Source organism: Sphingomonas sp. BK580 (assembly GCF_014194975.1).
GTDB lineage: Bacteria > Pseudomonadota > Alphaproteobacteria > Sphingomonadales > Sphingomonadaceae > Sphingomonas.
Genome location: NZ_JACIAY010000010.1, coordinates 39,986 through 51,498 on the forward strand (window position 1 = coordinate 39,986; position 11,513 = coordinate 51,498).

An 11,513-nucleotide genomic window follows, 5' to 3' on the forward strand; every position below is an offset into this window, starting at 1 on the left:
CGCGTCCGGGGAAGGCAAGGTGACCTCGGCCGCGCCCGAGTCCGCGACCTGGGGATGATGAGCCTCGGCTCCGGTGCCATTCGGCCCGTCGCGTCGTGGGCGCAAGATGGCCCGCGCGCGACAGAGCGCTTGAGCCAGGAGCGACGCGGGGCGGCGATCGCCGCCGCCCGCGGTCTCGCCTTGGACGACCAGGTGACCTGGTGGCGCGGTGTATCCGATCACGGCGATGGCCGGCGCACCTTTCCGTCAGCAGGCGCTACTCGGGTGAGCCGCGCCTCATCTCGTCGCAGAGTCGGTCGGCCTCATGTTTCGACCGGAAGACGATGTCGATCCAGCGGCGCTCGGCGGGAAGGTACAGGCCCCACAGCTCCTCGTCACCACCGGAGGGGCGGGGGGCCACCACATAAGGGAAATGATTCGTCACAACGGCGCCATACCGCCGATGCGAGCGAACTTCAGGCGCAGAGAGGTTCTCGGTGTGGGACAGGTCGGCACGGCCCACGCGCGAGGGATGAGGTGCAACCAGGCCCGACGGTCAGTCAGAGCTGTCGAGTGGACGAGAATGGCGGGTTGGGCAGCATCCGGCGGTAAGATCGCTCGTCGCGGACCTGATCGTCCGACTGGACCATGATCGAGACTGGCCGGTACGAGGGGGAATGGTGCCCAAGGGCGGGATCGAACCACCGACACTACGATTTTCAGTCGTATGCTCTACCAACTGAGCTACTTGGGCGCACCGCTCGCCGAGCGGTGAGGCGCGGTCCCTAGGCGGTGTCGCGCGGCTTGTCCAGCCCCCCGTGCGAGTCGCCGTGCATCTCGTCGTCGATCGCGGGTCCGGGCAGGCGATAGCCTTCGCCCAGCCAGCGCAGCAGGTCGCGGTCCTTGCAGCCGCGGCCGCAGAAGGGGGCATGGTCGGGGTGCGCCGGGGCGGCGCAGATCGGGCAGGGCTGGGTCATCACTCGAAGATAAGAAGCCGCCCGGTCCGCCGCAGCAGCGCGTCCTGCCAATCGGGGGTGGCGAGCACGCGCGCGCGCACCGGCTCGGGCAGGCGGTGGCGCGGCGAGGCGCTCGGCGGCTCGCGCTCGATCCGGCGCAGCGCGGCGCGCGCCTCGGCGCCGACGGGATCCTCGCGCAGCCGCTCGGGCAGAGAGGCGCGCGGGCGCGGTCGCACCACTTGAAGGAAACCGAAGCCGTTGACCGCGGTACGCTCGAACGGCGGCGGCAGCGCGGCGTCGAGCGCGGCGGCGACCGCCTGGCGCGCCGCCTTGCCGGTGATGCTGGGGAAGTCGATCCCGATCGAGCCGCCGATGCCGTGGCGCCGGATCGCCAGCGCCACCGCGGTCGCGGCGCGCAGCGCGAGCGCGTCGGGCGCGTCGTCGCCGTCGACGTCGAACAGCGTCATCGCCGGCGTGGGCGACAGGCGCAGCGCGCCGCCGGCGAAGGCGATCTCGCCGGTACGCGCTTCCTCCAGCACCTCCGACCAGCCCGCCGCCTCGAGCACATCGGCCTCGTGCGCGCGCGGCTCGACCACGGGCAGGCCGGTCGCGGTGATCCGCGCAAGCAGGCTCGCGCCCGCGACCGGCGCGGCATCGGTGACGCGCCCGCGCGCGCGCTTGGCGCGGCCGGGCTCGGGGATCGCCTCGCGCGTCACCTCCACGGTCAACCGCGCGCCGAGCGTCACGCCCGGCGGCGCGCGGTCGAGCAGCAGCTCGCGCCCGTCCTCCAGTACCGCGACCTGGCGCTCGCGCAGCCGCGCCGGTGCGACGGTGCCGACGCGCAGGCCGTCGGGCAGCTCGATCCGCGCGGCGAGGATTCGCTCGCCCTCGACCAGCGCGGCGCGCGCCTCGCCGATGCCCTCCTCGTACAGCCACTCAGCCAAAGGTGACGCCCGCCGCGGCGAGCAGCGCGCGGGTCTCGAACAAGGGCAGGCCGATCACGCCGGAGTGGCTGCCGGCGAGGAAGCGCACGAACGCCTCGGCGCGACCCTGTATGGCATAGCCGCCCGCCTTGCCGAGCCCCTCGCCGCACGCGAGATACGCATCGATCTCCAACTCGCTCAGCGGCTTGAACGCGACCACCGTGTCGGCCAGTCGGGTGCGCGCGCGGCCGTCGGGGGCGATCACGCACACCGCCGACAGCGCGTGGTGGCGCCGCCCGGCGAGCAGCCGCAGCAAGGTGCGCTGCACCTCCTGGTCGGCGGCGGGGGGGAGGATGCGCCGGCCGAGCGCGATCGTGGTGTCGCCCGCGAGCACCGCCTCGCCCGCTCCGCGCGCCACCGCGCTCGCTTTCTCCTCGGCGAGGCGCAGCGCATAGGCGCGCGGCAGCTCGCGCGGGCGCGGCGTCTCGTCGATGTCGGGCGACTCGGTCCGCGCGGGCACCACGCCGAGCCGCGCGAGCAGGTCGCGGCGGCGCGGCGAGGAGGAGGCGAGCACCAGCGGCGCGGCGCCGTCGGGCGGCGTCACGCTCTCACCGTCGGCGTCATGGGAGGGCTCGTCCGGCGCGCGGCTCAGGACGGGCCGGGGCCGCCGCGGCCGGGCATGAAGCGGTAGGTGATGCGACCCTTGGTGAGGTCGTACGGGGTCAGCTCGACCAGCACCTCGTCGCCGACGAGGACGCGGATGCGGTTCTTGCGCATCTTGCCCGCGGTGTGGCCGAGGATCTCATGGTCGTTCTCGAGCCGGACGCGGAACATCGCGTTGGGCAGCAGCTCCACCACCTGCCCGCGCATCTCGAGGAGTTCTTCTTTCGCCAAACGGTGTCTCTTTCGCGCTGAGTGCGCGCGCCCTTAGCCGAGACGGCGGAGAAAGGAAAGGCGAGCGCGTGGATCGCGCGGCGACCCGTAAGGCGCGGCGCGCCCCGTATATGGACAGTGCGGGGCGGTTCGGCAAGTCGGCGCGCGCGGCCGTCTATAGTGGCGCATGGGGGCTGCCACTTTCACGTTGCGCGGCGAGGACCTGCTGGCGGCGACGCGCGACGGCGCCGCGGGGCGCGGCTGGTGGCGCAGGGTCACGTTGATCGCGCTGCCCCGGGCGGTGCTCGCGGCCGCGCTCGGCATGGGCGATCTCGGCGGGGGCGAGCGGACTGCCATGGAGGCCGCGCTGGTGCTCGCCGCGCTGGGCTGGAGCGCGGCGATGCTGCTGGTGGCGCCGCTGGCGCCACGCCGGCGGCTGGTGCGGCGCGTCCGGCGCCGCTTCGCGCGCCAGCCCGAGACCGCGCTGCTCACCACGCTGGGGTGGTGCGACAGCGGGCTGGTGCTGGCCTCGTCGCGCGGCACGCTGCGGTTCGGCTGGGACGAGGTCGCGGCGGTGGAGCGGGGCGAACTGCTACTGTTCCGTCGACGCGACGGCGGGGTGCCGCCGTTCGTGCCGCTCGCGCTCCTGAAGCCAGCCCAGCGCGCCGAGCTGCTCGCGCTGGGCAAGGCCGCGCGGCGGTGAGGTCAGGCGGGCGGCGGCGCGTCGGAGAGCAGCCAGGCCTCGGCCTCGCCCGGCGTGGCGAAGAAGGCGGCGCCGCGCATCTCGGCCGCGCGGCGGATCTGGCGCCGCGCCAGTGACAGGCCGACCACGAAGGCGAGGCGGCGCGACGCGGTGGCGGGGTCGCCGACCACGCGCTGGAAGGCGTTGACGCTGTCCTGCGCCTGGATGTCGATCGCACGCATGTCGACGAGGGTGACGTGGCGGTTGGGCGCGCAGCGCAGCTCCCGCTGCGCCGCCACCAGCCCGTGCGCGAACGCGGTGATGTCGGGTGCCGTGAAGAAGCCGGCGATGGTGATGCGGACGAGGTCGCGGTCGGGGTCGATCGCGAAGGAGTAAGCGGGCGGCATCCCGAGCCGCTAGCACGGGGCCCCCCGGTATATTGAAGCTAAGTGACTGATTGACGTGTGTTTCGACGGATTCCCTCACAGCAGCGAACCCTGGCCGCCGCGATCCTCCCGCACGGCCTGGCGGAAGGCGGCGTCGGGGTCGACATGCGGCAGGTCGGGGCGCTTGCCCGCCATCAGCTCGGCGAGCGTGAGGATCTGGAGCCGCGCGTAGCTGCGCCCGGTCGCGCTGCTGGCGAACCGCCCCACCGCGGCGGCCTCGCGGATCATCGGCTCGGTCGGCGCGGCGCGGGTGACGAACACGCCCGCGATCGCGCGATCGCGCACCATCGCCGCGTGGAGCTCGCGCACCATCGCGACGCCGACCTGCTCGCCGCTCTTCACCGACACCAGCGCGCGCTCGACCGTGCGCCCGTCGGGGCGGCAGTAGAGCAGCCCGTCGACGCCGCCGTCCGCGCCCTTGCGCCGCCCGCCGTGCGGCATCGCGCCGATCAGGAAGACGACCCACCATTGGAACTGGTAGCGATCGCGCCGCGCCAGGTCCTCGGCCGAGGCGAGGTCGCGCGGCGTGCCCTCGACGGTGAAGCGGGCGTCGGGGAAGGCGGCGTGCAGGCGCTTCTCGATCAGCGCGATGGCGAGATGGGTGACGTCGATCCCGGTCCAGCGCCGCGCCAGCTTCTGCGCGGCGTGCACCGCGGTGCCGCAGCCGCAGAACGGGTCGAGCACGAGGTCGCCGGGCCGCGACGAGGCGGCGATGATCCGCTCCAGCAGCGCGACCGGCTTCTGCGTCGGATAGCCCAGTTTCTCGACCGAGAAGGACTTGATGTTGGGCGAGTAGAGCGCGGGATCGTCCCACACGTCGTCGATCGGCTTGCCGAGCGGGTTGGCGCCCCCGCCGCGCCGCTCGTACCCGGCGGCGTGCGCGACATATTGCTTGTTGAAGGTCCAGTCGGCGGCGGGGTCGCGAACGTAGTAGAAGATCGTGTCGTGGTTGCGCACCCAGTTGGCGGTGCGACTCTTGAAGCCGCTCACCCAGCCGGAGCGCCACACGATCTCGCGGCGGAAGGCGCGCGGCGCGAACACGCCGTCGAGCAGCAGCTTGAGGTAATGGCCCGCGGTCGGGTCGCAGTGGAGGTAGAGGCTGCCGCTCGGCTTCAGCACCCGGCGCAGCTCGATCAGCCGGATCGTCATCATCGCCAGGTAGGCGAGCATGTCGTTCTCGCCGAGGAAGCGGCGCAGCGAGTCGAGCAGCTGGAACGCCTCCGCATGACCGCTGCGCGCGACCTGGTCGAAGGCGTCGGCGGCGGCGTCGTTCCAATGCCAGCTGTCGTGGAAGGCCTCGACCTGTGCCGCGGTGCCCGCGCCGTCGGGCGCGCGGAAGAGGATGTTGTAGCTGGCGTTCGAGTTGAACGGCGGGTCGAGGTAGATCAGGTCGACGCTGGCGTCCGCGATCTCACGCCGCAGCACGTCGAGATTGTCGCCGTAGTAGAGGTGGTTCGTCGGTCGGTTCGTACCCATGCGCGCGAGCGGAGCGTGGTTGGTACGAGGGCGTCACGGGCTGGTTCATCCGGAACGGACAATCGCGCCACGGCACGAGGGCGGTAAGGTTCGATGCGGATCAATCTGCGGCGCGGCAGCGCTGGACGTTGTGCCCCGGCGCAGGTCCGGGCCCAGGTGGGAAGGTCCGGGTGAGACCTACGACGGGTTCCCAGCTGGACCCCGGCCTGCGCCGGGGCACCATCTCGTCCGGCGTGGGTAAATCGCCGCCTCAGCCACCACCGCCCGCCAGCGCGGCGAGCAGCAGCAGGGCGACGATGTTGGTGATCTTGATCATCGGGTTGACCGCCGGCCCGGCGGTGTCCTTGTACGGGTCCCCGACGGTGTCGCCGGTCACCGCGGCCTTGTGCGCCTCCGAGCCCTTGCCGCCGTGATTGCCGTCCTCGATGAACTTCTTGGCATTGTCCCAGGCGCCGCCGCCGGAGGTCATCGACAGCGCCACGAACAGCCCCGAGACGATCACGCCGAGGAGCATCGCGCCCAGCGCGGCGAAGCCGCTCGCCTGGCCGTCCACCGCGGTGACGATGAAATAGAGCGCGATCGGCGACAGCACCGGCAGCAGCGAGGGCACGATCATCTCGCGGATCGCGGCGCGGGTGACGAGGTCGACGGTGCGGCCGTAGTTCGGACGGCTGGTTCCCTGCATGATGCCGGGATTGTCGCGGAACTGCTGGCGCACCTCCTCGACCACCGCGCCCGCCGCGCGCCCCACCGCGGTCATCCCGAAGGCGCCGAACAGATAGGGCAGCAGCGCGCCGAGCAGCAATCCGACGATCACGTACGGGTTGCTGAGCGAGAAGTTGACCGACAGGTCGGGGAAATAGGTCTGCAGGTCGGTGGTGTAGGCGCCGAACAGCACCAGCGCGGCGAGGCCGGCGGAGCCGATCGCATAACCCTTGGTCACCGCTTTGGTGGTGTTGCCGACCGCGTCGAGCGCGTCGGTGCGCTCGCGCACCTCGTCCTCCAGCCCCGCCATCTCGGCGATGCCGCCGGCATTGTCGGTCACCGGGCCGTAGGCGTCGAGCGCGACCACCATGCCCGCCTGCGCCAGCATCGCGGTCGCGGCGAAGGCGATGCCGATGATCCCGGCGAGCTTGTACGCCGCGACCACCGCGACCACGATCACGACGGTCGGCAGCGCGGTCGCCTCGAGGCTGATCGCGAGGCCCTGGATCACGTTGGTGCCGTGGCCGGTCTCGCTCGCCCGGGCGATCGACTTGACCGGGCGGTAGTTCGTCCCGGTGTAATATTCGGTGATCCACACGATCAGCCCGGTCACCGCCAGCCCGATCAGCATCGAGAAGAACAGGTCGTAGCCGGTGAAGGCACTCGCCGCGGGTACGCCCGCGACGCCGCTCGCCGCCTGCGAGGTGGCGCCCGCGTCGGGCACCGCGCCGCCGCCGGCGTCGAGGAAGCCCGCGCCGCCGATCACGCGGTGCAGGTCGCCGAGGGTCCACTGAGTCACCGCCCAGATCGCGGGGATCGACAGCACGGCCGAGGTCCAGAAGCCCTTGTACAGCGCGCCCATGATCGAGCCGCCGCCGAGCCGCACCATGTAGGTGCCGATGATCGAGGTGACGATGCACACGCCGCCGACCGCGAGCGGCAGGCTCATCAGGCGCATCAGCTCGGCCGCGTCGGCCTGGATCAGCAGCGCGATCGACACCATGGTGACGCCAAGCGTGACGACATAGGTCTCGAACAGGTCGGCCGCCATGCCGGCGCAGTCGCCCACGTTGTCGCCGACATTGTCAGCGATCACCGCGGGGTTTCGCGGATCGTCCTCGGGGATGCCGGCCTCGACCTTGCCGACTAGGTCGGCGCCGACGTCCGCCGCCTTCGTGAAGATGCCGCCGCCCAGCCGCGCGAAGATCGAGATCAGCGAGGCGCCGAACGCCAGCGCGGTGAGCGCCTCGACGATCGCGCGGTCGTTGGGCAGCAGCCCCGCCGGCCCGGTGAGGTACCAGAAGAACAGGGCGATGGAGAGCAGCCCCAGCCCGGCGACGAGCATCCCCGTCACCGCGCCCGAGCGGAACGCCATCGTCAGCCCGCGCTGGAGCGTCGAGCGCGCCGCCTCGGCGGTGCGGACGTTGGCGCGCACCGAGATCGTCATGCCGACGAAGCCGGCGACGCCCGAGAGCAGGGCGCCGATGACGAAGCCGACCGTGGAGAGCAGCCCGAGCGTGACCGCGAGCACGACCGCGACGATCGCGCCGACCACGGCGATGGTGGTGTACTGGCGCCCGAGATAGGCCTTGGCCCCCTCCTGGATCGCGCTGGCGATATCCTGCATCCGCTCATTGCCCGGCGACGCGGCGAGCACCTGGCGGCTGGTGACGAAGCCATAGAGTACGGCGATCACGCCGCAGACGATGGCAAGGTAGACGATCGTCATGCCTCACATCCCTCCTGTTGCGCGCCCGGTCTGTCGCCGGGAGGTGTCGCGCGGGAGGCGGAGGCTAACATGCGGGAACGTCAGCGCAACCCGTGCTCATACCCGAGCCGGGGAGGGGGCGGCAGCGGCTCGCCGGCGCGGGTCAGCCGCAGCCCCGCGCCGGGCTCGAACCGCCCGACGCGGGTCGCCGGCACGGGCGCGACGAAGCCGGGCGCGGCGGCGAAGAGGAGCTCGTAATCGTCGCCCGCGGTCGCGGCGGCGAGCGCGTCGGTGACGCCGGCCGCCAGCGGCACGTCGGCGAGCTCGACCGTCACGGCGACCCCGCTCGCCGCCGCCATCCGCGCGGCGTCGATCAGCAGCCCGTCCGAGACGTCCATCATCGCGGCGACCAGCGGCGCGAGCACGCGCCCCTCGGCCAGTCGCGGCACCGGGCGGCGGTAGCGCGCCAGCAGCGCCGCGTCGCCGCGGCCCGCGCGCGCGATCGCCAGCCCCGCGCCGGCGTCGCCGATCGTGCCGGTGACCCAGAGCGCGTCGCCCGCGCGCGCGCCGTCGCGCGCCGGGTCGGCGGCGTCGCGCCCTATCGCGGTGAGCGTCAGCACGCGCGGTGCGCCGGCGGGCAGCGTCACCGTGTCGCCGCCGAGCAAAGCGCCGCCGAGTGCGCGCAGCGCGGCGTCGAGCCCGTCGAGGAAGGCGCTGTCCCAGTCGGCGTCGCGCAGCGGGTAGTTGAGCAGCACGCCTTCCACCGAAGCACCCTTGGCGGCGAGATCGGAGTAATTGGTCGCGAGCAGCTTCCACGCCACGTCGGCGGCGGGGTCGTCGGGGAGGAAGTGGACGCCCTCCACCAGCGTGTCGGTGGTGAGCGTGTAGCCGCCGAGTGTCGCGGTGTCGTCGGCGAGGCCGCGCGCGCCGGGATGGAGCGGCAGACGGCGCAGGCGCGTGAGGAGATCGGCCTCGGTCATGCGGGCGGCATAGCGGCGGCGTCCCGGGTTGTCGTGCGCGGCGAACCGCTCGTTAACGCCCGGGCCGTAAGGTCGATCGCCTGATAGGAGCTGACGATGTCGGGCGTACCGGCCGAACATGATGACCTTCGCCGGCGGATGGCGCGTTTCCTGCCCCTGATGGACTCGACCGGCCATGCCAGCGGCGTGCTGCTACGCGAGCGGCTCGAGTTCTCGCGCATCTTCCAGACGCACAGCCGGGAGGAGCAGCGCGCGGTTGCCGCACGCGCCGCCGCCGAGCCGGACTTCGCCGCGACGGCGACCGCTCATCGGGAGCAGCTCGACGCGCTTCGCGCCGACTATAGCGCGCACATCGCGCGCTGGCCGCCCGCCGCGATCCGCGACGACGCCGCGGGCTATCGCGCCGCCGTGGTGACCCTGCAGCGTCGCTTCCACGACCTGCTCGCCTGGGAAGAGCGCCACCTGCTGTGATCGGCGCGCGCTCCCGCTATGATGAAAGCGGGAGGCGCGGGATGACGCAGCGGCGGGTGGAACTGGAGGCGGCGGAGCGGCGCGCGCTCGACCTGCTCGCGGCGATCGAGGCGCGCGGACTGATCGCGCCCGGACGCAGCGAACGCGCGGTCGAGCGCGACATCTACGCGCTGGCCGAGCGCGACTTCGGCGTCGAGCGACACTGGCACAAGCGGATCGTGCGCGCCGGCGCTAACACGCTGGCGATCGCGGCGGAGAATCCGCCGGTGCGCGAGATCGCCGCCGACGACATCGTCTTCCTCGACCTCGGCCCGGTGTTCGGCACGTGGGAGGCCGATGTCGGCGCGAGCTACGCTCACGGAGGCGACCCGGTGAAGCACGCCTTGTGCCGCGACCTGGAGGCGCAGTTCGCCGCGGTCTGCGCGCGCTTCCGCGCCGAGCCCGACATCACGGGCGCCGCGCTCTACGCCTTCGCGTGCGAGTCGGCCGCGGCGGCGGGGTGGCGCTTCGGCGGACGGATCGCGGGGCATATCGTCGCCGAATTCCCGCACGCGCGGCTGCCCGGCGCCAAGCGGACCCACCAGATCAGCGCGGAGAACCCGACCCGGCTGCGCGATCCGGACGCCAACGGCGCAGAGCGCCACTGGATCTGCGAGGTCCACCTGGTCGAGCCCGGAGGGCGGTTCGCCGGCTTCTACGAGCGACTGATCCAGCTGGCGTGAGCGGCGGCGGAGAAGATGCGACGGCGAGCTAGAGACGCACCGCCTTCCCCTTGCCGTCACCCCAGATGCGTCGACAAGCTCGGGAGCGCCTTGGCACGGGATCCCCGGGCCGCACACTCAGCGGTCGCGGCTCTGGCGGCGCGGTGGATCCTGAGACGAAATCAGGATGACGGCGAGGAGGGGTGGGGAAGGGCGTGGAGCGGAACCGACGCTCGCCCCGGCCCATCACACCTCGCTCGTCGCCTTAGCATCGTCGCGCCCGCGCTCCAGCGCCGCCCCGTCGAGCACCGCCTCTTGGCGCGCGCGCTCCTGCCGCTCGGCCTGCTTCTCCGCCTTGGTGCGGCCGTGCGCGACGCGGTTGGCCGCCGCCTGCGTGGCGTCCTCGGCGCGCTTTCTCGCCTTGCGCGCGCGGTTCAGCGAGACCAGCTCGCCCATCTCAGCCGCGTACGTCCTTGGCGATATTGTCGAGCAGTCCGTTGACGAACCCCGCCTCGCGCTTCTGGTAGAAGGCATGCGCGACGTCGACGTAGGAGCTGATCGCCGCGCCCACCGGCACGTCCTCGCGCGCGAGCAGCTCGTAGCAGCCGGCGCGCAGGATCGCCTTCATCGGCTTGTCGAGCCGCTCGAGCGTCCAGCCGGTGCTCAGCTTCGCCTCGATCAGCCGGTCGATCTCGCCCTGGCGCGCGTGCGTGCCGGTGACGAGGTCGTCGAAGAAGTCGACGTCGGCCTCGGCGTACTGCGCCTCCTCGATCTCGGCGCCGAGCCGGTGGTGGTGGAACTCGTGGAGCAGCGCGGGCAGAACGGTGCCCTCCATCTCGTGCTGGTACAACGCCTGGACGGCGGCGAGGCGGGCGGCGGCGCGGGCCTTGGTGCGGGCAGCGGTGCGGGACATAAGCGGCGCCCTGTACGCCGGTGCGCGCGCCGCGTCACCCCTCCCGCGCCGTTGATCTCGATCAGCCTGTTCGCGCGCTGATCTGGCGCAACGTCCCCGCCCGCCCGTCGTTCGTGCACCATCCCTTCGAACATTGTCAGAGGAGCATCACCATGGGCCTGTTCACCAAAGACATCGAGACGCTGCACGACCTATTCCTGCACACGCTGCAGGACATCTATTACGCCGAGAACCAGATCACCAAGGCGCTGCCCAAGATGATCGAGAAGGCGACCGCGCCCGAGCTGAAACAGGGCTTCGAGACCCACCTGCGTGAGACCGAGGGCCAGATCGCGCGGCTGGAGCAGGCGTTCGAGGCGCTGGGCGAGAAGGCCAAGGCGGTCACCTGCCCCGCGATCGACGGCATCATCAAGGAGGCCAACGAGGTCGCCGGCGACATCGCCGACAAGTCGGTGCTCGACGCCGCGCTGATCGCCTCGGCGCAGGCGGTCGAGCATTATGAGATCACGCGCTACGGCACGCTGATCGCCTGGGCCAAGCAGATGGGCCACGACCAGGTCGTCACCCTGCTGCAGGCGACGCTCGACGAGGAGAAGTCGACCGACGAGAAGCTGACCACGCTGGCCGAGAGCAAGGCCAACGCCAAGGCGGACCTCGCGACCGCGTGAGGCGGAGGGGCGGCTCGGACCGCGCGGCTCGT

The 11,513-nt window shown here is 72.1% G+C and carries 15 protein-coding genes and 1 tRNA gene; 4 read left to right on the forward strand and 12 right to left on the reverse strand.

The annotated features are described in order from the left end of the window. Window positions 1–256 precede the first annotated feature (256 nt). From FHY05_RS16330 to infA, 6 genes are all read right to left on the reverse strand, one after another. Complete coding sequence (locus FHY05_RS16330; RefSeq protein WP_183945515.1) at window positions 257–424, reverse strand: hypothetical protein; 168 nt, start codon at window positions 422–424, stop codon at window positions 257–259. Window positions 425–657: 233 nt separating this feature from the next. Then, window positions 658–733 (reverse strand) — tRNA-Phe (locus FHY05_RS16335). 31 nt (window positions 734–764) lie between these two features. Continuing rightward, on the reverse strand, window positions 765–956 hold the full coding sequence (locus FHY05_RS16340) for a DNA gyrase inhibitor YacG (RefSeq protein WP_183945516.1): 192 nt from the start codon (window positions 954–956) through the stop codon (window positions 765–767). Next, entirely contained in the window at window positions 956–1,879 is a 924-nt protein-coding gene (locus FHY05_RS16345; protein WP_183945517.1) for a ribonuclease, read from the reverse strand. The genes FHY05_RS16340 and FHY05_RS16345 overlap by 1 nt, the downstream gene beginning before the upstream one ends. Beyond that, window positions 1,872–2,462, reverse strand: a complete 591-nt coding sequence (locus tag FHY05_RS16350; protein WP_183945518.1) for a nucleoside triphosphate pyrophosphatase — start codon at window positions 2,460–2,462, stop codon at window positions 1,872–1,874. Before FHY05_RS16350 ends, FHY05_RS16345 begins: the two co-directional genes overlap by 8 nt. Window positions 2,463–2,506: 44 nt before the next feature. Beyond that, a complete protein-coding gene (gene infA / locus FHY05_RS16355; RefSeq protein ID WP_022685627.1) occupies window positions 2,507–2,752 on the reverse strand; it encodes a translation initiation factor IF-1 in 246 nt (81 codons plus the stop codon). A gap of 166 nt (window positions 2,753–2,918) precedes the next feature. Between infA and FHY05_RS16360 the strand changes: the two genes are divergently transcribed. Beyond that, window positions 2,919–3,434: a hypothetical protein gene (locus FHY05_RS16360; protein ID WP_183945519.1), complete on the forward strand. Its 516-nt coding sequence runs from the start codon at window positions 2,919–2,921 to the stop codon at window positions 3,432–3,434. Window positions 3,435–3,436: 2 nt separating this feature from the next. On the opposite strand, the gene FHY05_RS16365 is transcribed toward FHY05_RS16360, so the two are convergent. From FHY05_RS16365 to thiL, 4 genes are all read right to left on the reverse strand, one after another. Further along, a complete protein-coding gene (locus FHY05_RS16365; protein ID WP_183945520.1) occupies window positions 3,437–3,820 on the reverse strand; it encodes a hypothetical protein in 384 nt (127 codons plus the stop codon). 75 nt (window positions 3,821–3,895) lie between these two features. Then, window positions 3,896–5,335 carry a DNA methyltransferase gene (locus tag FHY05_RS16370; RefSeq protein ID WP_183945521.1) on the reverse strand — a complete coding sequence of 480 codons (1,440 nt, stop codon included), beginning with the start codon at window positions 5,333–5,335 and terminating at the stop codon, window positions 3,896–3,898. Window positions 5,336–5,585: 250 nt separating this feature from the next. Continuing rightward, window positions 5,586–7,769, reverse strand: a complete 2,184-nt coding sequence (locus FHY05_RS16375; RefSeq protein ID WP_183945522.1) for a sodium-translocating pyrophosphatase — start codon at window positions 7,767–7,769, stop codon at window positions 5,586–5,588. 80 nt (window positions 7,770–7,849) lie between these two features. After that, a complete protein-coding gene (gene thiL, locus FHY05_RS16380) occupies window positions 7,850–8,728 on the reverse strand; it encodes a thiamine-phosphate kinase (protein WP_183945523.1) in 879 nt (292 codons plus the stop codon). Window positions 8,729–8,824: 96 nt separating this feature from the next. Here thiL and FHY05_RS16385 point away from each other — a divergent pair, with 96 nt between their 5' ends. Both FHY05_RS16385 and FHY05_RS16390 read left to right on the forward strand, forming a co-directional pair. Then, window positions 8,825–9,199 (forward strand): hypothetical protein, encoded by a 375-nt coding sequence (locus FHY05_RS16385; protein WP_183945524.1) that lies wholly within the window; start codon window positions 8,825–8,827, stop codon window positions 9,197–9,199. A gap of 41 nt (window positions 9,200–9,240) precedes the next feature. Continuing rightward, entirely contained in the window at window positions 9,241–9,921 is a 681-nt protein-coding gene (locus tag FHY05_RS16390; protein WP_183945525.1) for a M24 family metallopeptidase, read from the forward strand. Window positions 9,922–10,146: 225 nt separating this feature from the next. Here FHY05_RS16390 and FHY05_RS16395 read toward each other — a convergent pair whose 3' ends face one another. Continuing rightward, on the reverse strand, window positions 10,147–10,356 hold the full coding sequence (locus FHY05_RS16395; protein ID WP_183945526.1) for a DUF4169 family protein: 210 nt from the start codon (window positions 10,354–10,356) through the stop codon (window positions 10,147–10,149). 1 nt (window position 10,357) lies between these two features. Continuing rightward, on the reverse strand, window positions 10,358–10,813 hold the full coding sequence (gene nusB / locus FHY05_RS16400) for a transcription antitermination factor NusB (protein WP_183945527.1): 456 nt from the start codon (window positions 10,811–10,813) through the stop codon (window positions 10,358–10,360). A 152-nt stretch (window positions 10,814–10,965) separates the two neighbouring features. On the opposite strand from nusB, the gene FHY05_RS16405 reads away from it, so the two are divergent. Further along, window positions 10,966–11,481: a ferritin-like domain-containing protein gene (locus FHY05_RS16405; RefSeq protein WP_183945528.1), complete on the forward strand. Its 516-nt coding sequence runs from the start codon at window positions 10,966–10,968 to the stop codon at window positions 11,479–11,481. Window positions 11,482–11,513: the final 32 nt, after the last annotated feature.